This window comes from Bacillus sp. EE-W1 (assembly GCF_009760835.1).
Taxonomy (GTDB): domain Bacteria; phylum Bacillota; class Bacilli; order Bacillales; family Bacillaceae_G; genus Bacillus_A; species Bacillus_A wiedmannii.
The window spans coordinates 364,434-390,434 of the sequence record NZ_WIPE01000063.1 but is presented as its reverse complement, the minus strand read 5'-3'; the positions used below and the strand labels follow the sequence as shown (position 1 = coordinate 390,434).

At 33.3% G+C, this 26,001-nt stretch carries 34 protein-coding genes; 27 read left to right on the top strand and 7 right to left on the bottom strand.

Features of this window, described 5'->3' with window-relative positions; all coding sequences use genetic code 11:
- Positions 1–14: 14 nt before the first annotated feature.
- The 10 genes from GFJ36_RS14720 (at position 15) to GFJ36_RS14675 (ending at position 8,260) form a co-directional block, all read left to right on the top strand.
- The gene (locus GFJ36_RS14720; RefSeq protein WP_087983854.1) at positions 15–758 is read left to right on the top strand and encodes a class I SAM-dependent methyltransferase; all 744 of its coding nucleotides are present in this window, start codon (positions 15–17) and stop codon (positions 756–758) included.
- Positions 759–874: 116 nt separating this feature from the next.
- Positions 875–2,950, top strand: coding sequence for a HelD family protein (locus GFJ36_RS14715; RefSeq protein ID WP_087983855.1), 2,076 nt, complete (start codon positions 875–877; stop codon positions 2,948–2,950).
- Positions 2,951–3,032: 82 nt separating this feature from the next.
- Positions 3,033–3,365 (top strand): DUF952 domain-containing protein, encoded by a 333-nt coding sequence (locus GFJ36_RS14710; protein ID WP_097890109.1) that lies wholly within the window; start codon positions 3,033–3,035, stop codon positions 3,363–3,365.
- 169 nt (positions 3,366–3,534) lie between these two features.
- Positions 3,535–3,882 (top strand): PadR family transcriptional regulator, encoded by a 348-nt coding sequence (locus tag GFJ36_RS14705; protein WP_048547374.1) that lies wholly within the window; start codon positions 3,535–3,537, stop codon positions 3,880–3,882.
- The gene (locus GFJ36_RS14700; protein WP_087983857.1) at positions 3,869–4,870 is read left to right on the top strand and encodes an HAAS signaling domain-containing protein; all 1,002 of its coding nucleotides are present in this window, start codon (positions 3,869–3,871) and stop codon (positions 4,868–4,870) included. The genes GFJ36_RS14705 and GFJ36_RS14700 overlap by 14 nt, the downstream gene beginning before the upstream one ends.
- 29 nt (positions 4,871–4,899) lie before the next feature.
- The gene (locus GFJ36_RS14695) at positions 4,900–5,412 is read left to right on the top strand and encodes a GNAT family N-acetyltransferase (protein WP_097890110.1); all 513 of its coding nucleotides are present in this window, start codon (positions 4,900–4,902) and stop codon (positions 5,410–5,412) included.
- A gap of 162 nt (positions 5,413–5,574) precedes the next feature.
- Entirely contained in the window at positions 5,575–6,351 is a 777-nt protein-coding gene (locus GFJ36_RS14690; RefSeq protein ID WP_097890111.1) for a serine hydrolase, read from the top strand.
- Positions 6,348–6,719 carry a hypothetical protein gene (locus GFJ36_RS14685; RefSeq protein ID WP_087983860.1) on the top strand — a complete coding sequence of 124 codons (372 nt, stop codon included), beginning with the start codon at positions 6,348–6,350 and terminating at the stop codon, positions 6,717–6,719. The genes GFJ36_RS14690 and GFJ36_RS14685 overlap by 4 nt, the downstream gene beginning before the upstream one ends.
- Before the next feature lie 32 nt (positions 6,720–6,751).
- Positions 6,752–7,168: a GNAT family N-acetyltransferase gene (locus tag GFJ36_RS14680; protein WP_087983861.1), complete on the top strand. Its 417-nt coding sequence runs from the start codon at positions 6,752–6,754 to the stop codon at positions 7,166–7,168.
- Positions 7,169–7,453: 285 nt separating this feature from the next.
- Positions 7,454–8,260, top strand: coding sequence for an N-acetylmuramoyl-L-alanine amidase C-terminal domain-containing protein (locus tag GFJ36_RS14675; RefSeq protein ID WP_087983862.1), 807 nt, complete (start codon positions 7,454–7,456; stop codon positions 8,258–8,260).
- Positions 8,261–8,327: 67 nt separating this feature from the next.
- On the opposite strand, the gene GFJ36_RS14670 is transcribed toward GFJ36_RS14675, so the two are convergent.
- Together GFJ36_RS14670 and GFJ36_RS14665 are read right to left on the bottom strand one after the other, a co-directional pair.
- Positions 8,328–8,540: a DUF3006 domain-containing protein gene (locus GFJ36_RS14670; protein WP_087983863.1), complete on the bottom strand. Its 213-nt coding sequence runs from the start codon at positions 8,538–8,540 to the stop codon at positions 8,328–8,330.
- A gap of 2 nt (positions 8,541–8,542) precedes the next feature.
- Entirely contained in the window at positions 8,543–9,928 is a 1,386-nt protein-coding gene (locus GFJ36_RS14665) for an S-layer homology domain-containing protein (protein ID WP_097890112.1), read from the bottom strand.
- Between the two features lie 307 nt (positions 9,929–10,235).
- Here GFJ36_RS14665 and GFJ36_RS14660 point away from each other — a divergent pair, with 307 nt between their 5' ends.
- From GFJ36_RS14660 to GFJ36_RS14625, 8 genes are all read left to right on the top strand, one after another.
- A complete protein-coding gene (locus tag GFJ36_RS14660; protein ID WP_060486719.1) occupies positions 10,236–10,640 on the top strand; it encodes a GNAT family N-acetyltransferase in 405 nt (134 codons plus the stop codon).
- Between the two features lie 15 nt (positions 10,641–10,655).
- Positions 10,656–11,009 (top strand): MmcQ/YjbR family DNA-binding protein, encoded by a 354-nt coding sequence (locus GFJ36_RS14655; protein ID WP_033658841.1) that lies wholly within the window; start codon positions 10,656–10,658, stop codon positions 11,007–11,009.
- 21 nt (positions 11,010–11,030) lie between these two features.
- Entirely contained in the window at positions 11,031–11,738 is a 708-nt protein-coding gene (locus GFJ36_RS14650; protein WP_060486720.1) for a class I SAM-dependent methyltransferase, read from the top strand.
- A gap of 65 nt (positions 11,739–11,803) precedes the next feature.
- On the top strand, positions 11,804–12,190 hold the full coding sequence (locus GFJ36_RS14645; RefSeq protein WP_097890113.1) for a ribosomal maturation YjgA family protein: 387 nt from the start codon (positions 11,804–11,806) through the stop codon (positions 12,188–12,190).
- 21 nt (positions 12,191–12,211) lie between these two features.
- Positions 12,212–12,730 carry a DNA topology modulation protein gene (locus GFJ36_RS14640; RefSeq protein ID WP_098230299.1) on the top strand — a complete coding sequence of 173 codons (519 nt, stop codon included), beginning with the start codon at positions 12,212–12,214 and terminating at the stop codon, positions 12,728–12,730.
- A gap of 32 nt (positions 12,731–12,762) precedes the next feature.
- Positions 12,763–13,440: a formylglycine-generating enzyme family protein gene (locus GFJ36_RS14635; protein ID WP_194956671.1), complete on the top strand. Its 678-nt coding sequence runs from the start codon at positions 12,763–12,765 to the stop codon at positions 13,438–13,440.
- A gap of 69 nt (positions 13,441–13,509) precedes the next feature.
- Complete coding sequence (locus tag GFJ36_RS14630; RefSeq protein WP_097890115.1) at positions 13,510–14,703, top strand: macrolide family glycosyltransferase; 1,194 nt, start codon at positions 13,510–13,512, stop codon at positions 14,701–14,703.
- 357 nt (positions 14,704–15,060) lie between these two features.
- The gene (locus GFJ36_RS14625; RefSeq protein WP_087983869.1) at positions 15,061–16,428 is read left to right on the top strand and encodes a lytic polysaccharide monooxygenase; all 1,368 of its coding nucleotides are present in this window, start codon (positions 15,061–15,063) and stop codon (positions 16,426–16,428) included.
- Positions 16,429–16,545: 117 nt separating this feature from the next.
- On the opposite strand, the gene GFJ36_RS14620 is transcribed toward GFJ36_RS14625, so the two are convergent.
- The 3 genes from GFJ36_RS14620 to GFJ36_RS14610 form a co-directional block, all read right to left on the bottom strand.
- On the bottom strand, positions 16,546–16,980 hold the full coding sequence (locus GFJ36_RS14620; RefSeq protein ID WP_060486723.1) for a GNAT family N-acetyltransferase: 435 nt from the start codon (positions 16,978–16,980) through the stop codon (positions 16,546–16,548).
- 509 nt (positions 16,981–17,489) lie between these two features.
- Positions 17,490–18,152: a ribose-5-phosphate isomerase RpiA gene (gene rpiA, locus GFJ36_RS14615; RefSeq protein ID WP_087983916.1), complete on the bottom strand. Its 663-nt coding sequence runs from the start codon at positions 18,150–18,152 to the stop codon at positions 17,490–17,492.
- Positions 18,153–18,156: 4 nt separating this feature from the next.
- A complete protein-coding gene (locus GFJ36_RS14610) occupies positions 18,157–18,477 on the bottom strand; it encodes a 2Fe-2S iron-sulfur cluster-binding protein (protein ID WP_001125375.1) in 321 nt (106 codons plus the stop codon).
- 143 nt (positions 18,478–18,620) lie between these two features.
- On the opposite strand from GFJ36_RS14610, the gene GFJ36_RS14605 reads away from it, so the two are divergent.
- Positions 18,621–19,307, top strand: coding sequence for an RNA polymerase subunit sigma-70 (locus tag GFJ36_RS14605; protein WP_087983870.1), 687 nt, complete (start codon positions 18,621–18,623; stop codon positions 19,305–19,307).
- A gap of 21 nt (positions 19,308–19,328) precedes the next feature.
- On the top strand, positions 19,329–19,910 hold the full coding sequence (gene clpP / locus GFJ36_RS14600) for an ATP-dependent Clp endopeptidase proteolytic subunit ClpP (RefSeq protein WP_087983871.1): 582 nt from the start codon (positions 19,329–19,331) through the stop codon (positions 19,908–19,910).
- 44 nt (positions 19,911–19,954) lie between these two features.
- On the opposite strand, the gene GFJ36_RS14595 is transcribed toward clpP, so the two are convergent.
- Complete coding sequence (locus GFJ36_RS14595) at positions 19,955–20,812, bottom strand: glycine betaine ABC transporter substrate-binding protein (RefSeq protein ID WP_048547352.1); 858 nt, start codon at positions 20,810–20,812, stop codon at positions 19,955–19,957.
- Positions 20,813–20,983: 171 nt separating this feature from the next.
- Here GFJ36_RS14595 and GFJ36_RS14590 point away from each other — a divergent pair, with 171 nt between their 5' ends.
- Positions 20,984–22,189: a quaternary amine ABC transporter ATP-binding protein gene (locus GFJ36_RS14590; protein ID WP_000370614.1), complete on the top strand. Its 1,206-nt coding sequence runs from the start codon at positions 20,984–20,986 to the stop codon at positions 22,187–22,189.
- Positions 22,182–23,018, top strand: coding sequence for an ABC transporter permease (locus GFJ36_RS14585; RefSeq protein WP_000095064.1), 837 nt, complete (start codon positions 22,182–22,184; stop codon positions 23,016–23,018). Before GFJ36_RS14590 ends, GFJ36_RS14585 begins: the two co-directional genes overlap by 8 nt.
- 47 nt (positions 23,019–23,065) lie before the next feature.
- Here the strand turns inward: GFJ36_RS14585 and GFJ36_RS14580 are convergent, their stop codons facing one another.
- On the bottom strand, positions 23,066–23,302 hold the full coding sequence (locus tag GFJ36_RS14580; protein WP_137013974.1) for a hypothetical protein: 237 nt from the start codon (positions 23,300–23,302) through the stop codon (positions 23,066–23,068).
- 216 nt (positions 23,303–23,518) lie between these two features.
- Here GFJ36_RS14580 and GFJ36_RS14575 point away from each other — a divergent pair, with 216 nt between their 5' ends.
- The 5 genes from GFJ36_RS14575 to GFJ36_RS14555 all read left to right on the top strand — a co-directional run bounded on the left by GFJ36_RS14575 (position 23,519) and on the right by GFJ36_RS14555 (position 25,980).
- Positions 23,519–23,686, top strand: coding sequence for a glycine zipper domain-containing protein (locus GFJ36_RS14575; RefSeq protein ID WP_048547350.1), 168 nt, complete (start codon positions 23,519–23,521; stop codon positions 23,684–23,686).
- Between the two features lie 40 nt (positions 23,687–23,726).
- Positions 23,727–24,278 carry an HIT family protein gene (locus GFJ36_RS14570; RefSeq protein ID WP_157349668.1) on the top strand — a complete coding sequence of 184 codons (552 nt, stop codon included), beginning with the start codon at positions 23,727–23,729 and terminating at the stop codon, positions 24,276–24,278.
- A complete protein-coding gene (locus GFJ36_RS14565) occupies positions 24,256–25,098 on the top strand; it encodes a PP2C family serine/threonine-protein phosphatase (RefSeq protein ID WP_137035753.1) in 843 nt (280 codons plus the stop codon). Before GFJ36_RS14570 ends, GFJ36_RS14565 begins: the two co-directional genes overlap by 23 nt.
- 17 nt (positions 25,099–25,115) lie before the next feature.
- Positions 25,116–25,478 carry a DUF4181 domain-containing protein gene (locus GFJ36_RS14560; protein WP_157349662.1) on the top strand — a complete coding sequence of 121 codons (363 nt, stop codon included), beginning with the start codon at positions 25,116–25,118 and terminating at the stop codon, positions 25,476–25,478.
- 61 nt (positions 25,479–25,539) lie between these two features.
- Complete coding sequence (locus tag GFJ36_RS14555; RefSeq protein WP_087983876.1) at positions 25,540–25,980, top strand: NUDIX domain-containing protein; 441 nt, start codon at positions 25,540–25,542, stop codon at positions 25,978–25,980.
- Positions 25,981–26,001: the final 21 nt, after the last annotated feature.

Sequence of the window (26,001 nt, the reverse complement as noted above, 5' to 3'; positions counted from 1 at the left end):
GGAGGAGAATAATAATGAATGAATTAGATGTGAGAGAATTTTACGAAAAACAATTCGAACTATCCAATTACGATATTAATACAGAAAACTGGTTAGAACAGGTTGCGAAAGAAGTTCAAGAACAAATTGGACATCCATTTCAGTCAATGTTAGAACTAGGAGCAGGAAATGGTGGATTTGCAAGGGCGATGTCTAAGTTACAAGTAAAAATGACTACTGTTGAGCTTGTACCAGAGTTAGTTATGTTTGCAAAAGAACATTCTACTAATGATATAGATATTCATTGCGCTGATTTTTATAAAATTAATTTTGAAGAAAAGTTTGATGTTGTTAGTTATTTAGACGGATTTGGTGTAGGATCAGATGATGAGCAATTGATTCTATTAAAACGGATTAAAAACTGGATGAAGGATGATGGATGTGCACTTATTGATATTTATCAACCACTTTATTGGAAAAAGGTAAGTGGACAAGAAATGTCTTTAAGCTCAGCTATGCGAAAATACGAATATGATCGTATAAATGAAAGAATGTTAGATCATTGGTGGCATCCTAATAATCAAAATGATATAGTTACACAGTCTTTACGATGTTATACGGTAGATGAGATTAGTAATCTATGTGCTGAAGCTGGTTTAAGTATTGTAGGATTCTTTCCAGGCGGAGCATATGATTTTGAAAAAGAGAAATATAAAGAATTAACAACTTTAAATGAATGTTTGGCGTACCGAATTAAAATAAAGAAGAGTAGGGATTAATCTCTACTCTTCTTTATTTTAGAAAATTCTTACTAAAACTATTGACTTTATAAATGGATTTTTAATACAATTGTATTTCGACTGAAAAATTAGAACGGACAGGAGGGAATCATCAAATGAACAACATTTTTGAAGAAGAGTTACAAAGGATGAAAGATACATTACGTACGATGGATGATCAATTAGAACAGCTCGAAAACATTCCGGTTTATTATGGAGATGATTTTAAAGAACAAATTCTAGAAAGTATGAGAGAATCTAATAGGCAAAATTTACGTATCGGTGTACAAGAACCGTACTTTGGAAGATTAGATTTTCAAGAGGATGGCAAGGAAGATGTTATGCCGATCTACATCGGTAAAGTAGGTGTTTCACATAAAGATACAATGAAACCAATTGTAATAGATTGGCGGGCACCTGTTGCAAGTATGTTTTATTCATTTACCGGTGGAGATGAATTAGCATTTTATCAATCGCCAGACGGATTAGTAGAAGGTGATGTGTATTTAAAGCGAAACATCTCTATTCGAAAAAGAGAACTAGAACGTGTTGTTGATACATATGTAAAAGGAAATGAAGATGTCTCACATGCCGATGATTTTCTTCTATATCGATTAGGTGAGAATAAAGATAATAAACTAAAGGATATTGTTTCGACGATACAATCGGAGCAAAACGATATTATTCGTGCGGAAAGAAACTTACCATTATTAATTCAAGGGGTTGCAGGAAGCGGAAAAACAACGATCGCTTTACATCGCCTTGCTTTTTTAATTTATGAATATCGTGAACAATTAGAAGCTGAGAGAATGATTGTATTCGCTCCGAATAGTCTGTTTTTAGACTATATTTCGAGTGTGCTTCCTGAATTAGGTGTAGGGAATATTAGTCAAACAACATTTCCAGATTGGGCATTACGTACGTTAGATGATTCTGTGAAACTAAAGCAAACAGAAGAAAAGTTGAAAGAAGCCTTTTCTATTAATCGTGATGAAGAAAAGGTTATGCTCGGTAAATTGAAAGGCACGCTGGAATTTAAGTCCTTTATTGAAGAGAGAATGGTTCAATTTGAAAAAGAATTAATACCAACAAGTGATTTTGAGGCATGGGACAAAGCTATTATTCCAGTAGAAGACATAAAAAAATGGATGCAAGTTGAATATAAACATTATCCATTAAAGAAAAGAAGAGAAAGATTAGTCGGCCGAATGAAGCGCTGGATTGAAATTGAACTGAAAAAGTATGGAGAAACAAACGAGAAGAAATTATTAAAAAAAGAAGCGACAAAGAGATTGAACACATATATGAAGTTTTGGCCGAAAATGAGCCCACTTTCACTTTATAGTTCAATATTGAAAAGTAAAGAAATACTCGAAGTATTGCCTGAAGAACTTGTGAAAGAAACTGAAAAGAGTTGTCGTAAAAAAGAAGTGTATGTAGAAGATTTACCAGCTTTAATTTACTTACATCACCGCATAACAGGTATTGAAATCGGACAGAAATTCCATCACGTCGTTATTGATGAAGCGCAAGATTTCTCACCATTCCAAGTGTATGTATTAAAAGAAATTACACTAGGTAATTCTTTCACTATATTAGGTGATTTATCTCAAGCAATTTATGATTATCAAGGGATTGAAGATTGGGGTGCTTTTAAGGAAGTATTCCAAGAAACAGGTTATTATGAACTGACGAGAAGTTATCGTTCTACAAAAGAAATTATAGAATTTGCGAACGAAATAATTAAAAACGCAGAGATTCCAGTTGGGCTCGCAACACCAGTTTTTCGCAGTGGTGAAAATGTTAAGGTAATCCATGCAGAAGATCAATTTAATGAGATTATGAAGACGTTAAAACATCTACAAAACGAAGATGTGAAAACAATTGCGGTAATAGGAAGAACAGAAGATGAATGTCGCGATATATATGAGAAATTAACAAAAGCAGGATTGGCCGTAAACGTCATTGAAGCAGATCAAAGTAAATATGAAGGTGGTATTTCAGTAGTACCTGTATACTTGGCAAAAGGGCTAGAATTTGATGCGGTTCTATTAATCGATGTTGATGAAGAACATTATAAAAATATGAAACATGATGCGAAGTTACTATATGTCGGATGTACAAGGTCACTTCATGATTTATGGATTTTCCATAGCGGGGAAGCATCGCCTTTAATTAAAGGAATAAAATAAATATGAAAAACAAGAGGCGTTTCTAGTAACAAAAAGAAGAACCTCTTGTTTTTCTATATAAAGACATGGAGAGAAAATAACAATGATCACAAAAGTAATAACAAAAAGAAATTGGGAAATCGCAAAGATAAATGGAGAAATTAATGAAACTTCACTAAAAGAAGAAGGATTTATTCATTGTTCATTTTTAAAACAAGCTTTAGAAGTTGCTGAAAAACATTTTAGTCATGAAGAAGATGTTTTATTACTGACAATTGATCGATCCTTAATAAAAGCAGAAATAAAATATGAACTTGCTTCTAACGGTCAAGAATATCCGCATGTATATGGAGTAATTCATATTGAATCAGTTGTAAATGTTACCCCATTTATTAAAGAAAAAGGAGAGTTTATATTACAAGAGGTACAAAATTAAAATTGTTATAAGCATTTAAATTAGCCAGAAAAGCACAAACTATATAGTTTGTGCTTTTTTATTTTCTATTTTTTGTAAATACGTATTGTTTTTATCACATTAATACTGTACGATACATAGTATAAAACACATACTGTATGACATATAGTAATGAAAATGAGGTGAGTGAATGGATGCTTTATTAAATTCGTTAATTACTGAACTAAGAAGAGGTACATTAACATTAGCGGTTTTAAGCCAGTTAAGAACACCGCAGTATGGGTATTCACTTGTCCAATTATTGGAGCAATCAGGGATTACAATCGATCAAAGTACGTTATATCCACTACTTCGCCGATTAGAAAAGCAGGAGCTAGTGACGAGTAGTTGGGATAAAACGGAGAGTAGACCGCGTAAGTATTATATTTTAAGTGAATACGGATTAGAGATATTTTTGCAGTTGAAAAAGGAATGGATAAAGGATTCGAAAGAACTTTATAAATTATTAAAGGAGGAGGACAAGAATGAATTTGATTGATATTTACGTCGAGGAAGTAGCGAAGAGATTACCTGAAAAAAATCGTGAAGATATTATTCTTGAACTACGGTCAACAATCGAGGATATGTTACCTGATGATTATAATGAAGATGATGAAAAAAGAGTTCTTGAAAAATTGGGGAGTCCAGTTTCATTGGCAAATGGGTACTTAGATAGGCCGATGTATTTAATTGGACCACGTTATTTTGATGTATATACGATATTATTAAAAATGATCATACCGATTGCAGCTGTTATCGCGCTCATTGCAATGGTTGCAGAAAATTTTGTAGGATATGATGGTGAGCAAGCGGTATTAGATGTTATTTTAAATCTGATAGGTAAAGGAATTGGGGAAATTATCGAAGTAGGCCTCCATGTATTTTTCTGGTTGACACTTGTATTTGCAATTTTAGAAAGAACAGATAAAGACAAAGGTACTCAACCGTTGACGACAAGTTTAAAAAAGTGGACGCCTGATGATTTGAAAAATACTTCGTATATTCCAAAGAAAAAGTCGATCTCAAAGTTCGAAGTATTTGGCGGGTTAATGTGGACGGCAATATGGGCAACACTTTATTTTTATGCGAACCATCTTGTAGGTGTATATCATGGTACAGAAAGCGGATTGAAGTTTGTCGCGGCAACTTTTAATCAAGAGGTGTTACTTCAGTATTGGCCAATCGTTGTAATTGTGATTGTGTTTGAAATAGGTATATCTCTTTATAAGTTAGTACAAGGACAATGGACGAAAAAGCTGGCAATCGGGAATGCTATTCTTCAAATAGTTGGAACAATAGTATTCATTGTAATTATAGTAAATCCGCATTTATTTAATGAAGGATTTATTACGTATGTGGCAAATGTGTTTACTACTTCTCCAGAGGAAGTTAAAAAGTGGTTAATTGGTGGAGGTATTATCATTTACATTTTGTCTGCTGCGTTAAATATATTTGATGGTTTCCGAAAAGCTCGTATTCGTATATAGGAGTGAAATTAGAGGAAAGGAAGAAAGTGATGATAAGGGAAGCAAGGAAACAAGATGTCACATACATTTTAGATATTTATAATGATGCTATATTGAATACAACAGCCGTCTATACGTATAAACCTGTAACCCTTGAAAATAGAATAGATTGGTATGAACAAAAAAAAGCTAACGGCTATCCGATTTTAGTATGTGAATTAGATAATAAAATAGTAGGATTTGCGACATTTGGCCCGTTTAGAGCTTGGGCTGCCTATAAATATTCAATTGAGCATTCACTGTACGTTCATAAGGAATATAGAAAGAATGGGATAGGAACTTCTTTAATGAAAGCATTGATTGCAATGGCAAAAGAAAGAGAATATATGACTTTAATTGCTGGAATTGATGCACATAATGAGAAAAGTATTGCCTTACATGAAAATTATGGATTTATTCATGCAGGGACAATCAAAAAGGCTGGTTATAAGTTTAATAGGTGGTTGGATTTAGCTTTTTATCAATTGGAGCTTAATGGTCCTAAAAAGCCTAGGGAAGAATAGATAATTGAGTTTTGCTTAATATTTAATTTAGAAAGATAGCATGGGAAAATTTCATGCTATCTTTTTTATTATATGCATACATATCAAGTAACAAAAAAGGTTTTATACATTCTATATCGAAATTTAAGAATGTAATAAAACAATATAAAAAGAGGTGCGAATATGCAAACTGTCATTAAAAGAATGAAAGATATACAATCTGGTCAAGTTGGAGTGATTGTGTCTTCTACAAAATACGAAGATATAATTGCTTCCTATAATAATGAACTATATGTTCCTTTAGCATCAGCAGCAAAAGTGGCAATTGGATTTGCAGTAGCAAACATGGTAAAGGAGGAACAAATTAGTTGGGATGATATACTTCATCAAATTAAATTTAATCCGAAAGAAGATAGCGCACAATTATATCCGCATTTGCAAGGGAGAGATACACTATCACTTAGTAAAGCAGTAGAAGTGATGATAGCATGTCATGACAGTTTTATTGCAAAGTCGATTGTAATGTACTGCGGAGGATGGAACGCTATTAGAAAATATGTTTCAACGTATTTTTCCAAGATACATGTTCAAGAAAACCCTAGAGATGAACAAAATGTTGGAGAGTTAAATCAAGTACATTCACTGTTAGTACATATTTTTAAATGTTATAAAAGTGATCCAGAATTATGGGGACCAATAATAAATGGAATGGTAAGGCAGCAAGGAGAATATGAAGGGATACCGTATTATCATATAGCTCATATGACAGGTGGATTGCCCACAGCAATAATAAATATTGGTATAATGGGAATGTTCCATGAATACCCGCTTCTATATGTTATTGGAGGAAAAGATTTGCCTAATCGATTCGATAATAACGAAGTCGATGAAACAGTTGTATTGGCTTTGAGATGCATATACAAAAAATATAATGATAGCATGCTAGGGGTGAGCGATTGAAACGAAACTTAAAAACTTCAACAATCATCATATTAATTTTAACAATTATTATTTTGGAAGTTGGAATCGCGATTTACGATCATAATCTTTCATTAGATATAATTTACTTTGCGGCGATACTGATTTGTATTGTATTGCTTTTTGGCACACGTATTTCTAAAGAGAAAGAAAGTACATCGAAACAGAGAGGCAGCAAAACAGCTCTTATATTTTGGCCATCTATTTTATTGTCTATCGCTAGTTTTGCAATTATAAGTTATATAAGAATAGGCTATGTTTCAGTGCCAGGGATAATTGGTTTTTCATGCTTTGTTACTTATGGTGGATTCGTGTTTATTACTATTTTAAAGAGAAAAAGTAAAAATTAAAGATAGCTTACTAAGTTGAAATGGAGAAATATATGAAACACATAGAGAATGGTACTCTCACTGAAGGAGAGTACATAAAAAATAAAGTAATTCAATATAACATGTCGATTTTAAAGGATGAAGCAAAACAGCCGATGGAGCAAGTAAGTTTCGTAGTAAAAGATGAGGATGGAAAAATATTTGGTGGGGTAACAGGAACGATGTATTTTTATCATCTTCATATAGATTTTTTATGGGTTGATGAAACAGTTCGTCATGATGGTTATGGCAGTCAACTGTTACATAAAATCGAAGACATCGCGAAGGAAAAAGGGTGTAGATTAATATTATTAGATTCATTTAGTTTTCAAGCGCCAGACTTTTATAAAAAGCACGGCTACCGAGAATATGGTGTTGTTGAAGATCATCCTAAAGGACATAGCCAACACTTTTTAGAGAAGCGGCTATAGTAATAGTATTCGTGCTCTAGAAGAAAAATTGATTTTAAAGGCATCACCAAACAAGGTGATGCTATTTTAATTTTAAAGCAACTACTCAAGCTGATGTAATTATGGGGACAAATAGTACGATTCGTATAGCTATGATTTTCTTTTTTAATGGAAATGAGTTACTGTCTTTGTAGAAGACACTTGTCGTATTTATTATATGTACTAGCAAATACTATTGAATTTTTAGAAGAGGAAGAGCAATAAGACGAGCTCTGAATATAATACTAATAAAGGAGGTGTTAAGCAATGGGTTATATTGTAGATATTTCGAAATGGAACGGTAACATTAACTGGGATGTAGCAGCTCCACAACTAGATTTCGTAATCGCTAGGGTACAAGATGGTTCGAATTACGTAGACCCTTTATATAAAAATTACGCTCAAGCATTGAAAATAAGAAATATTCCTTTCGGTAATTATGCATTTTGCCGATTTATTTCAATTGCTGATGCGAAGAAGGAAGCGCAAGATTTTTGGAATCGCGGTGATAAGAGCGCTACAGTTTGGGCGGCTGATGTAGAAGTGAAAACAATGGATGACATGAGAGCAGGTACACAAGCTTTTATCGATGAATTACGCCGACTAGGTGCTAAAAAAGTTGGTTTATATGTTGGCCATCATGTATATGAGCCTTTCGGAATGGCGAACGTAAAAAGTGATTTTGTATGGATTCCTCGATATGGCGGCAATAAACCAGCATATCCTTGTGATATTTGGCAATACACGGAGACAGGTAATGTACCAGGTATCGGCAAATGTGATTTAAATCAATTAATAGGTAATAAACCACTTTCCTGGTTTACTGAATCAATACCGAAACAAGAAAATATACAAGGACAAGTTTCTAAACAAAATATCATTCAATCTGGAGCCTTTTCACCTGATGAAACTCCAGATGTTATGGGAGCGTTAACTTCTTTAAAAATGACTGCTACCTTCATTTTACAATCGGATGGTTTAACGTATTTTGTTACTGAACCAACTAGTGATACGCAATTAAATGCTATGAAAGGCTGGCTCGATCGAAAAGGTTGGTGGTATGAAGTTAAATAATAAAAATTTACTAGTTACTATTTGAATAGCAAAAAAGAGCCCTCCAACAGGATGGCTCTTTTTTTTGCTATTCAAATAGCTTATTCATTAAATCTTGGATTTCACGTCTTCTTTTATCTGTTTCGTCTTTATCAATTGTATACGTATCATCCTCGATTATAAGAATATCACCTTCTTTTGCAGTAGAAGGGAGTTTGGATTTAGGTACATCAATTGTTACGTTATTCAATTCAATAATTGCTAGTTCGCCTTCAAAACGGTCAATAATACCTCTTTTCATAATTATCTCTCCGTTCTTACAGAAATGTTAGAACCATCACTATTTATAATTACAGTTCCATTTAAATCAGTTCTATATACATTAACAGACATTGAATGTAACTTTGCTAAAGTTTCCTGTGTAGGATGGCCATAACGGTTACCTGCACCTGCACTAATTACAGCGATACTTGGTTTCACTGCATCTAAAAATGGCTGAGAAGAAGATGTCTTACTTCCATGATGACCAGGTTTTAATACGTCAGATTTTAGGTTAGAACCATGTGCTAGAACCATATCTTTTTCACTTTTAGATTCAGCATCACCAGTAAATAAGAAAGATTTGCTACCGTGTGTTACTTTTAATACCGCACTCCACTCATTTAGATCGTTATCGTATTCTTTCACGGGAGCTAAAAATTGTGAGTTTAAACCGTTGATTGGTAAAGTTACTCCAGAATTCGCTTCTTTAATTGTTAATCCTTTGTTAGCTACTGCAGTTAGGAAGTCTTTGAACGTTTGTGTCGTATGACTTACTTTAGGGGCGTAAACGTTTTTTACATTCATAGCATAAAGCACTTCATCTAATCCGCCTACATGATCAGCATCAGGATGAGTAGCAATCATATAATCAATAGTTTGGAATCCTAATCCTTTTAAATAATTTGCTACTACTTTACCTTTGCCGTTGTTACCAGCGTCAATAAGGATCGTTTCTCCACTTGGAGATTTAATAAAAGTAGCATCACCTTGTCCGACATCAATATAATGTACTTCTAAGTTACCTTTAGGCTTAGGAAGAGCTGGACGGAAATTTGGTTCTAATACACGAGCCAAAAATGCAGCGAATTGCTCACGAGTTACTTTTACACCTGGACCAAATGTACCATCAGGCAATCCAGTAGTAATATTATTTTGTGCTAAAATTTTGACATAATTGTAACCCCAGTGATTAGATGGAACATCAGGGAAATTGACGTCTGCACCTGTAGGCTTCAAATTAAAAGTTTTAACTAAAACTACTGCCATTTCTGCACGAGTTAATGAGCGGTCAGGGAAATAGTTTGTTTCACGTTGTACAATGTTATTATGTGCTAACTTATGTACAGAATCATAGTAATAGATACCTTTGGCTACATCGGAAAAAATATGATTATAGCTAGATGGTTTTTCTAATTTTAAGGATAAATCTAGCATTAAGGCCATTTGTCCACGAGTTACATCATCACTCGGTTTAAAAGTTCCTTCTGGCGTACCTTTAATGATACCTTTATCCGATAAATAGTTAATTTCTTTAATTGCCCAATGATTAGATTGGACATCAGGGAAAGATTTAGCACTTGTAAAATTAGGGATGAATAATGATAAAATTATGACAAATGCTGTTAGTAATAAACTAAACTTTTTCAAAAAATCGCCTCACTTTGTGTATTTTTCACCTAATTAACTTTACCATTTCTTGCAAGAAATTCAAGTTTTAATAGTTAAAAATAATATGAGAAATGCTTTTGGTATTATATTCATTAGTTTTCTCTTATTCTGTATATTTGATATACGTAATATGAAAGGATGAGAGTAACGATTGCAATTGTAAAATTGATATTATAAATTTATTTTATGAAGTTTTTTTGTAACAGGTTGGATTCTATAGTTTTATATTGAAAGAAGTAAAGTAAGACAAAACAAATATAATGAGTAATTTGATGGGAGAAAGAAAATGTACACGTATAAATTGCAACATGAACAACCAATCTGCGTAGGCAAAATAAAAAAACTTTATGACTCTGTCGGTTGGTGGCCAGAAAGAAAAGAAATCGATATTCAAAAAATGTTAAAGCATAGTATAGCAATTGGGGTATGGGAAGAAAATGAATTAATCGGATTTGCTAGAGTTGTTTCTGATGGTGTTTTTCGAGCGTACATAGAAGATGTTGTTGTGCATGAGATTGTAAGAAATAAAGGGATTGGAGAGAAGATGCTTACAATGTTACTTCAAGAGATTTCTCATGTTCATATTGTTAGTCTATTTTGTGGAGAGAAATTATTAAAGTTTTATGGTGAACACCAATTTCAAGCGACGAAACAAATTGTAATGCATCGTAATCAAATAGTGAAAGAATAAGAGGTGCCAATGAAAATGAATGCAACAAGAACATATTGTTTATCAAAAAGAAAAGCGACTGAAGATTCTCCTGATGGTTGGAATGCAACATGTATGAGGCTTAATAATAAAATATTTGCGATAATAAACCACGAAGAAGGAGAAAAAGCTGCGATTACTTTAAAATGTGATCCAGAACTTGCATTAAGATTAAGAGAAGAGTATCCAGAAGCAATCATTCCGGGGTATCATATGAATAAAAAGCATTGGAATACAGTGTATATACATAAAGATGTAGAGCAAGAGCAAACTAATAAGATGATTGATTGGTCATATGATTTAGTTCTACAATCATTTTCAAAGAAAAAGCAGCAAGAGTTATTAGATTAATATGTATAAGGGGTGGAAGTAATGAAAGACACGATCAAAGATACATATGATAAATTAGCGAGTACATATAAAGAAAATCTAGACTTGGCAAATCCATATAACAGTTATTATGAAAGACCAGCGATGATGGAGATGATTCCAAAGAATTTAGAAGGGAAGAGTATATTAGATGCTGGATGTGCAGCTGGGTGGTATACTACTCAATTTGTAGAAAGAGGAGCAAACGTTACTGCAATTGACGTAAGTTCTGAAATGGTAAAAGCTGCAAAGGAAAGTACGGGCAATAAAGCAACATTTCTTTGTCATGACTTGCAAGAAGTATTACCATTTGAAGATAATACTTTTGATGTTATTGTAAGTTCGTTAACGCTTCATTACTTAGAAAATTGGAATAAAGTATTTCAGGAGTTTCATCGAGTATTGAAGCCAGGTGGCGAATTTATATACTCCATTCATCATCCTTTTATGGATTTTACAAAGTTTACTAGTGAAAATTATTTCGAAAAACAATTATTAGTAGATACTTGGGTTAAACCAAATATTACAATAGAAGTTAGCTTTTTTAGAAGATCACTCCAAGACATAATTAATGAAACAACAAATTATTTTGTGTTAGATAAAATGGTGGAACCGAGGCCGGTTGAAAAAATGAGAGAAGTAAATGAAACATCATATCATTATCTAAATACAAATCCACATTTTCTTATTATGAAAGCCATTAAAAAATAGGTAGTAAAATAATTATATTTTACTACCTATTTACAGTTTTTAATTACATATTAGGAGATTTTGAGATGAATAAGAAACGAAATAGATTATTATATGCGCTATTTACTATAGTTATAATTATTTTAGGTCTTAGCTCAAGAAAATTAGCTTTTGCGTTACCTCATCTATTAAACGCGTACTTAGGTGATGCTTTATGGGCACTCATGATTTTTACAGGGTTCGGATTTTTATTTCCTAAAATAGACACGAAGAAAGTGGCTTTTATTAGTTTGTTATTTTGCTACGGGATTGAAGTGAGCCAATTATACCATGCTGAATGGATAGATAGCATTCGTACTACGACTTTAGGTGGACTCGTATTAGGTTACGGATTTTTGTGGAGTGATTTAGCTGCTTATACAATTGGTGTTGGGATTGGAATGTTTTGTGAGTTTATGTTAAGGAAGAAATAAAAGATGTAAAAAGGGGTATGTATGAAAAAAATAATATTAATAGGTTCTGGTGGTTCAGGAAAATCTACATTAGCAAGGCAGTTAGGTAATAAATTAAATATTAAAGTACATCATCTTGATGCGTTATTTTGGAAACCGAATTGGGAAGGTGTACCGAAAGAGGAGCAAAGAAAGGTTCAAAATGAATTAGTTAAAGAAGATGAGTGGATTATTGATGGGAATTATGGCGGGACAATGGACATAAGAATTAACGCTGCTGATACAATTATCTTTCTTGATATTAATAGAACAATATGTGTTTATCGTGCTTTTAAAAGGGTTGTACAATATCGGAATAAAACAAGACCGGATATGGGTGCTGGATGTGAAGAAAGGTTTGATTTGCAATTTTTTAAATGGATATGGCAATATCCTAAAACAAAACGAACTTCAATTTTAAAGAGGCTAAATCAATTGAGTAAAGATAAAGATGTTATTATTTTAAAGTCTTCAAATGAAGTAAGACTATTTTTAGAGAAGTACGATACTATAAATAGTTAGATTATAAAAAGAAATAACATGGGGGGATAGAATTGAATAGATTCATTGGCCCGGTTGATTCTAATATGGTGAAAATTCCAGCAGGAAAAGTAGAATTAAGAGATGATCGAATAAAAAAACAATGGCAAGTTCAAGTTAAACCGTTTCTTCTTGCAAAGTATGTTGTAACAGCGGAATTATATTATGCTATTATGAATCTTGCACTAAATGGTAATGAAAATAGTAATAAACCAGTTGTAAATATTTCATGGAATGATGCTATTATATTTTGTAATTTACTTTCCAAAAAAGCGGGATTAAAAGAATATTATTCTATTAGTGAAGATGGTCTAAATGTTAGTTGTAATTTAGATTCAAATGGCTACCGATTACCTTTTGAAGCAGAGTGGCAATATGCGTGTAAGGCAGGAACTACGGGATACATATATGGAGAACTGAAAGAGATTGCTTGGTACAATGAAAATTCAAGTGGACATATTCATGAGGTCGGAAAAAAAGAACCGAATGCATGGGGACTTTACGATATGTTAGGAAACGTTTGGGAATGGTGCAATGATTTATATGATGAACAAGTGTACGGATCATACCGAATTTTCCGCGGCGGTAGCTGGGCTGAAGCAGCTAGAGGTTGCGGTGCGACTTGTCGTCGCCGTAGTCATCCTACATTTCATATAGATGACCTTGGGTTTAGGCTTGCTAGGTCCATTTAGAAGAATAAGACAAAATACCTATAATACTAATGGCAACATAGATAAGATTTAAATTAAGGAGTGTTTAAAGTGGCACGTGTTTTATTCATTAATACTGGATCAGAAGGACATATAAATCCAACATTGCAAGTTGTAGAAGAATTAGTTTCACGTGGGGAAGAGGTAGTTTATTTTTCAATTGAATCTTTTAGAGATCGTATTGAGAGAACGGGTGCTACTGTACGAACAATTGACGAGCAAAAGTTTTTAAAAGCTTTTCTTTCTGGTGGTCGAAATTATTTATCAGAGAGAATAAATGGTCTTTTACATACGGCAGATGTTATTATACCAAATGTTCTTGAACAAATTGAAGGGGAACAGTTTGATTACATCATTCATGATTCAATGTTTGGCTGTGGCCGTTTAATTGCTCAAATTCTAAATCTTCCAGCAATAAATTCTTGTACATCTTTTGCACAGAATGAAAAATCATTTGAACAAATGTTGGATTACTTGTCTAAAAGTATCCCAATGGAAGTTCAGGATAGGATACATAATGATTTTGAAAGATTAACTAAGGGGATTGCGGAAAAATATAATGTTGAAATAAACTCACCATATGAAGTTTTCTGTAATCCAGCGCCACTTACTATTGTGTATACAATAAAAGAGTTCCAACCTTTTGGAGATATGTTTAATGAAACATTTAAATTTGTAGGTCCATCCATCCCTGCACAAGTAAAAGATGAAGAGTTTGATTTTACTACAATTGAAGAAAAAAGCCCGATTTACATTTCACTAGGCACTGTTTTTAATGAATCGCTTGATTTTTATAAACTTTGTATGAAGGCGTTCGAGAATAGTGATCATACTATTGTTATGTCTATCGGTAATAAAACAAAAATAAGTGATTTAGGTAACATTCCTAAAAACTTCATTGTAAAAAACTATGTACCACAAACTAAACTACTTGCATATACAAAGTTGTTTATTACACATGGCGGAATGAACAGTACACATGAAGGATTAAATAACGGGATTCCACTCATTGTAATTCCGCAAAGTGCAGATCAGCCAGTAATCGCAAAGCAAGTAGAGAATCTAGGAGCTGGGATTAAGTTATCTATAAATGAATTAACTGTGGAACAACTACGTGAAAGTGTAGAATTTGTATTAAATAATCCATCATATAAAGAAGCTGCATTGAATTTGAAGGAGTCTTTCCGAAAATCTGGTGGCTATAAGAAAGCTGCTGATGAGATTTTTACATTTATAGGTCAGTAATAAATGTAAGATTATACATGAGAAGAGTGTCTATATGAAATGGTATAGACACTCTTCTTTTATATGAAGCGGAGAATTCGTTGTTTTGAAAGGTTAAATATTCTGTTTTATAAATCCGGACCATAGTTTTACGTGTTACTAATGCTTTCATCATTTCTGCACAACTTCTGCACATACTTTGATGATTTTTATGTCATGATATATTCATCAAGTGAAATATTTCACAAGAAATGAAATATATTTTCACTGCGGTGTATGCATAATTAACACATACATCGATACAAAATTGTCTCTTGTTATTCTTTTACATCGAAGCCCACATTACACTACAAAGTATAACAAGAAGGGGACAGGAACATGAATAATCGATTATTAAAACAACTACAAAACATGAAAATGAACAAAAAAAGTCTAGGAGCTGTTGCATTAACAGCTGGAATTATTGGCACGACACTTATTCCTCAAAACGCATACGCGCACGGTTTTGTTGAAAAGCCTAGCAGCCGATCTGCTTTATGTAGTCCAACCTATGGTGCACTAAATGCAAACTGTGGAAGTGTTATGTATGAACCACAAAGTTTGGAAGCTCCAAAAGGGTTCCCGCAAGCTGGCCCAGTTGATGGTCAAATCGCTTCTGCAGGTGGTAAATTTGGTGGTGTTTTAGATCAACAAACAGCTGATCGTTGGTTTAAAAATACAATCACAGGCGGGGAAAATACTTTTACTTGGAAATATACAGCGCCTCACTTAACAAGTAAATGGCATTACTATATTACAAAAAAAGAATGGAACCCAAATAAAGCGCTCACAAGAGCAGATTTAGAACCAATTGGAACTGTACAACATGATGGTTCTGCAGCCTCAAATCATTTAACTCACAAAATCAATGTGCCTACTGATCGTAGTGGATATCATGTGATTTTAGCAGTATGGGATGTAGCTGATACAGCAAATGCATTTTATAATGTAATTGATGTTAATCTTATTAATGATGTGAAACCGGACATAGAAGCTCCAAGTAGTCCAAATGGAATTCAGACACAAAACGTAACAGCGAATAGTATAGAACTAACGTGGAACGCTTCTACGGATAATGTAGGGGTAAAAGGGTATCAAATCTTCCGTAACGGAGAGATGATTGATACAGTACCAGGAACTCATTTTATTGATAAAAAATTACAACCAAGTACAGAATACTCTTATACTGTAAAAGCAATTGACTCAGCTGGAAATGTATCGAAAGAAAGTGCAGCGCTTACAGTAAAAACAACAGTTGAGGCGCCTGATACAGAAGTACCAACACAACCAAAAGGATTACATAGTATGGGAACGACAGCGTCAAGTGTGGATCTAATGTGGAGTCCCTCTGACGATAATATTGGTGTAGACCATTACGATATTTATAGAGAAACAGAAGGATCATTAAAAAAAATTGCAACATCCAATACGACTTCTTATATGGATAAAAATTTACTTCCTAATACTACTTATAAATATGTAGTGAAAGCTGTTGATGTAGCTGGAAATGAATCTGTACAGAGTGATATATTCACAATTACTACAAAAACTGAAAGCGCTTCATATGAAGAGTGGAATGCAAAGAAAGCATATAAAAAGGGAGATAGAGTTCTACACGAGGGAAAAGTATATGAAGCTGTCCAGAGTTATCAAGGAAATGGGGATCCAAACTGGATTTATGCCTTATCATTATGGAAAACAGTGTAAGCTTTACCTAGATATGAACTAAGAGATGATGGGCTTTGATGCAAAAGAAAATCTTGAGAATTCACTTTTCTATTTATAAAAAAGGGTAGTATATGAATTTATATACTACCCTTTTTATTATGATAGTACTTTCGTCATAATAACATGCGGAATACCATCTTCAATAAATACATCAGAAGAAGTTTGATAATCTAATTTTTTATAAAATCCTTCAGCTTGTGTTTGACCGTGTAGTTTTACTTTTGTAGCTTCTTTGTCACGAGCAATTTCTTCTAGCGCTTTGATTATTACTTTTCCTAATCCGTATTTACGATAGTCTTTTAAAATACAGATGCGTTCTAATTTTCCTGCACCGTCAACAAATCGTATACGACCTGTACCTACAGGAAGATCGTTATAATAAACTAAAATATGTTTGCATTTCTCACCAATTTTATCGAATGTATCGAATTCATCTTCAAGAGGGACATTTTGTTCTTTTACAAATACTTCTTTTCGAATATGAAAGGCAGTTTCTAAATCTGTAAGTTCTGTTATGATTTTGGAGTGCAAATTGTTCAGCCCTTTCTAGAGTGATGTTCTTTTGTTTTCATAGTATATCATACTTCAACATTATTTTATTTTTTGTGCTTGAACAATAAAAAAGATGGAAGTTAAATTTTTCATAAAATAAATGATTTTGAGTTTCTGACGTCAAAAAGAATATATTATGAACTAACGTCTGCAATCAATATGGAAAATAAGAAATAATGTCATTATTAATAACTACATTATTTCTTATTTTCCTTTCTAATTTCATTATTCATATTCTGTTAAAAAGCAAAATAAATAAAATTACCCTCAATTTTGTTAGTGGTGTAGTAATGTTACCTGGTATACCTATATTTTGGTTCATTATATATAGCCGTAAAACAACATCTAATGATTTTTACTTTCCGTTAATTGTTACAGTAATTTTTATTATAATGTTTGTAATTCATACAATTAGATTCGTTACTAATGACATGAAAAAAGGATGAGGAAGCACCTCATCCTTTTTAACTACACGGAATAAAGCGGATTTATAATTCCTCTATTCCGTTTTCAGTTCCAATAATCGCCTTGCTAGTCATATTAACAAACAACCCTGTTTCAACTACACCTGTAATCATTTTTAATTGAGTGTGTAAATTTGCTGGATTAGATATGTTATGAGGGAATATACAATCGATAATCATGTTTTTGTTATCGGTAATAAACGTTTCGTTATTTTTTAAACGTAACGTTGTTTGACAACCTAAAGATTGAATTTTCCTTTCGGTTTGTTTCCATGAAAAAGGTATAATTTCAACAGGTACTGGGAAAGTACCTAAATGTGTTACAAGTTTCGATTCGTCAGCAATAATAATTAGTTCTTTGGAGGAAGTGGCAACAATTTTCTCGCGAAGTAATGCGCCACCACCACCTTTTATAAGTTGTAAATTAGCATCAATTTCATCCGCTCCATCAATTGTAAGATCAAGGCTTTGTACGTCGTTTAACGAAATTAGAGAGATATTTAGTTGTTTAGCTAATACTTCCGTTTCTTTTGACGTTGGTACAGCTTGAAATGATAAGCCTTCTTTTACACGCTCACCTAATTTTTGTATCGTCCAATATACAGTAGAACCTGTGCCAAGTCCAACTTTCATCCCATATTTTACAAAGTTTGCAGCATATTCACCAGCGAGCTGTTTTAAATTCAGCATATTATTCTGCTGGACGTGGGCCTGCATCTAGACCTGAATTTTCCACTGTAAGTATAGGACGAACGACTATATCTTTATGTACGTGCATTTGGCATGATAAACGTAAGTGATCTTCAATTCCTTTTTCCGTAATTGCATTTTTTTCATTAGAACTTGCTTCACAAAACTCACCTGCTATAATTTCTACTCTACAAGTTGTGCAGCGTGCTTTCCCACCGCAGCGATGGAGAATGTGTACACCGTTATCTTCGATCGCTAATACTAACTTTGTGCCTTCTTTTACATCAAAAGTTCCCGCACCTTCAATTGTTAATTTTGGCAAATTTGTTCCTCCTCACGTAAAATTGTACATAACATATTTATGACCGCGAATTATTGAACATAAACATAATTTTTTTATATGCCCCGTAACTTTTTTATTTGTTTAATCGTTAATTAAGTAAGCGCTGAAAAGGAGTGGTTATTTTGTGCACAAAAGTAACTCATATTTTAAAGAATCATATCGATATGAATCATTCAAATATAAACTTTTTAATTGAGCAATATGGAGAATTGAAAAGGTACTGTACATTTTTAACGAAAAACAAATGGGACGGCGAAGATCTTGCTCAAGAAACAGTTTGTAAAGTCCTTCAAAAATATAGTAATAAAGATATTTGTATGACGCTTGTATATAAAATAGCTAGAAATCGCTGGATAGACCAGATGAAATCAAAATCAGTTCATGAAAAAATAAAGGAACAAATTATTTTTGATGCCCCACAAGAGAACATTGCAGATTTGCATGAAATGGTAGGGAAAGTATTATCGTCATTAAATGTACAACAATCCGCGATTTTATTATTAAAAGATGTTTTTCAATATAGTATCGCTGATATTGCTAAAGTATGTTCCGTATCAGAAGGTGCAGTAAAAGCCTCTTTATTTCGGAGTAGAAATAGGCTGAAAATTGTAAGCGAAGAAGGGATAGAGATTGTCGAATTCACAGATGATATTGAAGTTGTAGTAACGTCTATTCGTGAGGAGAGACCAGAATTATTAACGAAACTCCTTCCGACAATAGATTTTACTAAGTTACCATCTATACAGCCAGTCTTATTGTTTTATGCGAAAAACCCTTCTTCCTACAGTTGTATGCTTTGCGTTGCATAACAATTATTGGAGGGATTTAAAATGAATGCAATTCCATATGTAGTAGAACAAACGAAATTAGGAGAACGTTCCTATGATATATATTCAAGGTTATTAAAAGATCGCATTATTATTATCGGTTCAGAAATAAATGATCAAGTAGCGAGTAGTGTCGTAGCTCAATTATTATTTTTAGAAGCGGAAGATGCAGAGAAAGATATATATTTATACATCAATAGCCCAGGTGGTTCAACAACAGCGGGTTTTGCCATATTAGATACGATGAATCTCATTAAACCAGATGTACAAACGCTATGCATGGGATTTGCAGCATCATTTGGTGCATTGTTATTATTATCAGGTGCAAAAGGAAAACGGTTTGCACTCCCTAATAGTGAAATTATGATCCATCAACCACTTGGTGGTGCACAGGGGCAGGCAACAGAAATTGAAATAACAGCGAAAAGAATACTAAAGTTAAAGCGTGATATTAATAAAATGATTGCAAAAAAAACGGGGCAATCGATTGAAAGAGTAGCACATGATACAGAAAGAGATTATTTTATGACTGCTGAAGAAGCGAAAGAATATGGGATTGTAGATGATGTTGTTACGAAAAAATAAGATAAAACAGGCTAGAGGATATGCTATTCCTCTAGCCTGTTTTATTAATCTTTTACCCATTCATCAACTAGCGCTTGATTCTTTTCAATCCATTTGCGCGCCGCTTCTTCAGGATCTTTCGTTTTATTTAACATGACCATTAATGTACCAAGTTGTTCATCGTTCATTTTCCATTTGTCAAAGTATTTCACGATATCTGGATAATCTTTTTCGAAACCTTTACGAACAGAGTAATAAATGTCATCTTTTTCACCATATACTTTCTTAGGGTCTTTTAAATATTTTAAGTCAAATTCTGAAAAGCCCCAATGAGGATTCCAAAGCGTAACAGCGATTGGTTTCTTTTTCGTATATGCTTTCTTTAATTCACTCATCATCGCAGCTTCAGAAGATTGGACAAGTTTTAGTTTAATATCATATTCCTTCATCGCTTTATTTGTTAAATTCATAAGACTACTACCGGGTTCGATACCGACAATTTTGTTATCTAATTCATCTTTATGAGCATTTAAATCCTCAATACTGTTAATGTTTTTCATATAAGAAGGGACGACAAGGCCAAGTCCAGTACCTTCATACCATTTTGATTTTAAGACTATATCATCTTTATAACGAGCATTTAGCGGTTTATCCGTAACGGGTAGCCATACTTCTAAATTAGCATCAACATCACCACGAGCAACGCCAGTCCAAATTGCAGCTTTTTCTAAGTACATGAGCTCAACTTTGTAACCTTTTTGTTCTAATAAAACTTTCCACATGTTTGCCGTTGCAATGTTTTCTTTCCAACTTGTTACACCAAGTTTAATTTTTCCTTTCGAATTTGCATTTGTTGCATTACATGAAGAGAATATCATAGTAATAAATAATGCAAGGCATATAAGCCATATTTTCTTTTTCATCGAAACCCTCCTAAGAAATGTTTGCCTTTTTAAATAAATGTATAAGTAAGCATTCTTATTATGAACGGAAACGCGAATTTTAAAGAAATCTTATGAATGTCATTTTTATGTAATATTTCTTTGTAAAATCGCAACACTATATGAATAGATGGGTAGAAAAGGAGTAGTGACATGGATAATACAAAGGTGCGTGTTGAAAACGTAACAAAAGTATTTGGGAAACACCCGCAAAGAGCGCTGTCTTTATTAAAAGAAGGAAAAAGCAAATCGGAAATTTTGAAAGAGACAGGAATGAACGTTGGTGTAAAAAAGGCAACCTTTGAAGTATATACTGGAGAGATTTTCGTTATTATGGGTTTGTCTGGTAGCGGGAAATCTACGTTAGTTCGGATGTTAAACCAATTAATTAAACCAACAGCGGGGCATATATACATAGATGGTGAAGATATCGCAACGATGGGAAAAGAAGAGTTGCGAAGAGTGAGAAGAACGAAGATGAGTATGGTGTTTCAAAAGTTCGCTTTATTTCCACATCGTACAGTGATACAAAATGTTGCGTACGGGTTAGAAATTCAAGGAGTTCCAGTAGAGGAACGAGAGAATAAAGCGTTAGAATCGCTACAGTTAGTAGGACTTGATCATCATAAAGATAATTATCCAAGTCAACTTAGTGGCGGTATGCAGCAACGTGTTGGAATCGCAAGGGCATTAACAAATAATCCAGATGTATTGTTAATGGATGAGTCATTTAGTGCATTAGACCCACTGATTCGAAAAGAAATGCAAGATGAGCTGTTAGAATTACAAGATAAAATGGAGAAAACAATTATTTTTATTACACATGATTTAGATGAAGCTCTTCGAATTGGAGATCGTATCGCATTAATGAAAGATGGAGAGATTGTCCAAATTGGAACACCGGAAGAAATTATGATGAGTCCTGCCAATGAATTTGTAGAGAAATTCGTAGCGGATGTAAATTTAGGAAAAGTAATCACGGCGGAATCTATATTAAAACGACCGGAGACTTTATTAATTGATCGTGGACCGCGTGTAGCACTTCAAATTATGAGGAACGCTGGCGTTTCTACTGTGTATGTTGTTAACAAAAAGTATGAGTTTTTAGGGATATTAACGGCAGATGATGCGAGTAAAGCCGTTCAAAAACAGTGGCCAATTGCTGATTTATTACTTACCGATATCCCGCATGTGTATTTAGATACTTTACTTGAAGAAACGTATGCGAAAATGGCGGAGATGAAATATCCGTTACCAGTAATTGATGAGAAGAAAAGGCTTAGAGGAATTATTAAACGCGAAAGTGTCATTCAAGCTCTTGCAGGTAATATTGAGGAAGAGGTGAAAGACGATGAGTAGTATACCACGTATTCCATTAGGGGAATGGGTCGATTCATTTGTTGCAAGTTTATATGAGCACCTTGAAGGCTTATTCCGAGGGTTCTCTTATATTATCGGTGGATTCGTTGATTTACTCACTAATTTTTTAACAATAATACCGGCCATATTGATGATTATTATCCTTTGTTTCCTCATTTGGTACACAACGAGAAAGGTATCTTTAATTATTTTTACACTGATCGGTTTATTATTTATTTTAAATATTAACTACTGGGCACAGACGATGCAAACATTAGCACTTGTACTTACGTCTGTTATTATTTCAATTATTGTAGGAATCCCAATCGGAATTTTAGCTTCTCAAAATGAACGATTCTCAAAATTTTTAAAACCGACATTAGACTTTATGCAAACAATGCCGGCTTTCGTATATCTTATTCCTGCAATTACATTTTTCGGAGTAGGTGTAGTGCCTGGGATTATCGCATCCGTAATCTTTGCAATGCCACCGACAATTCGTTTTACTGACTTAGGAATTAGACAAGTTCCAGAAGATTTAATTGAAGCAGCGAATGCATTTGGCTCTACCGCATCACAAAAATTATTTAAAGTACAATTACCACTCGCAACTGGAACAATCATGGCTGGTGTGAACCAAAGTATAATGCTTTCTTTATCAATGGTAGTAACAGCATCTCTTGTAGGAGCGCCAGGTCTTGGAGTTGATGTATACCGTTCTGTAACACAAGTTAATATTGGAATGGGATTCGAAGCCGGACTAGCTATTGTTGTCATTGCGATTATATTAGACCGCATTACACAAGGATTTCATCAAAAAAGAAGATAAAAGGAAAACACACTTTATTATACAAAGTGTGTTTTTTGTTCAAAAAATTACATACGAACGATAACAGAACCGCCAGCTGGTGTGCAAACTTGGTTTTGTTGTTGTTCCATTGATTTAATTAATTGATTATTTTCGTCGATTAATGAGATTAGTTTCGCTAATTGACTTTCAAGACTTGCAATACGCTGCATCATATATTGTGAATCTTGATGCAATGTATTCCTTACGGGATGGGGGGAATATACATATTGTTGATTTATATTTGGATTCCAACGAGGATGCATTTGAATCGTTCCTCCTTAAATGACTTACTGATATTTCTTATAGTAAATGCCTATATATATTTAATGGTTACTTGAAATTTTTCATTATAAAAGGAGTATGTACAGAAAATGGAAAATATTATATGTGAAGTTATAGTGCATTTTTTGGAAATATTCAAGTGATATAGTGAATATATTAATACATTCAAGTAAATGTATGTTATTTAGGGAGAAATGATGGGAGGAGATGCAATTTTGGCTAAAAATAATAAAAGGAATGATGCCTTGGCAATAGGTGTCGGTATAGGGGTTGTAATCGGTGTATTTCAAGGCTTTTTTACTAATAATTTAGTAATCGGAATTGTGATTGGAATCGTAATTGGGATTGCGTTTTTGAAGAAATAATAAGGTGCAAATTTATTTCAAAAATTGCCGAATTGAAAGAATGAATTTTCGGAATATAAATCCTGTTTTTCCTTTTTTTATGATATTATTCATAAAAAGGATGGTGATGGATATGTCAACAAATAATCAAGTAGAACGAAAATGCTTTATTTGCGAGAAACATAAAGGAAATATTACAGTTCCAGGTGGAGCTATTTATGAAGATGAACTCGTTTATGTTGGACATGTCCACTGGGATAGTGAAGAAACATACCTTGGTTATGTAATGATAGATATAAAAAGACATATACCTGGTCTTGCTGAACTAACAGATGAGGAAGCGAAAACGTTCGGACTTATAACAAGTAGAGTAAGTAAAGCGTTAAAAGAAAGCGAAGGTGCAGAGCATATTTACACTTTTGTTTCAGGAAATGGTGTACCACATATGCACATGCACATCATACCACGTTATCCAAATACACCCAAAGAATTTTGGTCACCAACTGAAGTAGCGAAATGGACTGATGCGCCATATGGTGACGAAGAGAAAATCAAAAAAATATGTGAAAGAATACGAAAGTATATGGTAAATGAGTATGCATACAACAAATAATAGACAATATTCATGGGTTGGAAATACAGAAATGTGTTTAGGAGAAATTTCAGTTAAACAATATGGTGACGTTGTACTTGGAAAATACGGCGGGAATATAAGCGCCGGAGCAAAAAAGAACGAAGATGGTGCGTTAGTTTGGTCAAATGGTGATTGGGAATTTGCAGCTATTTTAGATGGACATAATAGTGCGGAAAGTGTTGATTTAGTAGTAAATACAATCCAAAAAGAATATGAAAATATAAAAGTAATGATGAATGAATCAATTGATACAGTATTTCGATCTGTTGAAAATCATCTACTTACAATCTTTCAATCCCTCTCATTTAAAGAAAAGTGCAAAAGAGTAAAAGGGGAAACAGCGTGCTTAATATGTGTAAGAAAAGAAAACTACATATGGTGGTTATCTATTGGTGATTGTTTAGTTTATGTATTTCATGAAGAGTTACATAAGTTAGGACAATATGCATTAAATCAACGTCATTTTTACGAATGGATTGGAAATATAAACACATTTAATTTACCAGTCCCTTGCTATTCAACAGGAATTCGTGAATTACGTGCTGGAAAGAATCGAATTGTAATAGTCACAGATGGGGTATTAGAATGCGGGGAACGTCATTATGAAACACCATTGAATCTGTATAATGATATGAACGGAAGTAATGTAGAACTAAAAGAAAATGTTCATAATGTTTTAGAACACGTTCATCAGCAATTAGGGAGAGATAGTGCGACTATTATTAGTTGGGACGTAGAGAACAAAATGAGTACTACGTATCCGAGTGATCAGCCGGAGAAAATCCAGACGATAAGATAAAGGAGGTGATCTCTCTAATGCATGTGAAAGTAATTGTATTAGTTTTATGGATCATATTCTTATTTGTTTTAGAAGATATAGTGAGAAAAAGGCTAAATATACCGAAACAAAAAGGATGGAATAATAAATATGTAAATAAGCTGCATAAATGGGGAAACAGGATTATTATTTTTTCGTATATAGTAGTTATAATTATATGTTCTTCTCTTTCGAACCCTCTATACATGGGCTTCCTACCCTTTCTGTTTTTAATTACGTTGTATAGTTTCGAATCATATATGGAATGGAAATATGATAGAGAATCAAGGGAGTTTTTGATATCCTTAGGCGGAGTTGTATCACTATTGATAACGGGGATAATTCTATATTTCCTTATTTAATACGTATTGATTAAGACACTATGGCAATATCACAAAATGAGCAATTATAGGGAGAGAAGAAATGAAAAGTCCTCGATTACGCGCTGAAGTAATGATCTTAAATGAAGATCATTCTAAAGTACTTGTACAATGTGATGAGAATGAATCATTTTACCGTTTTCCAGGTGGTTCTATTGAATTTGGGGAAACTGCAAAAGAAGCGATAATACGAGAATTAATGGAAGAATACGATTTGAAGATTGATGTTCAAGAATTGGCCGTAGTAAATGAACATATTTTCGAGTGGGACAACGAAAAAGGACATCATTGCACATTGATACATAGGGGAATTGTTAAAGAGAGGGTAATAAATGAAATTAGACATAAAGAATATGAGGATATTATATTAATTTGGAAAAGTATAAATGAACTAAAGGAGAGGGCCACATATCCTGAAGGAATTGTAAGTTATTTAGAAGAGAATAAACGTAATATAGTCCACTCTATTTCTAAAAATAAATAAAGTAATAAGAGGGGGGATAAC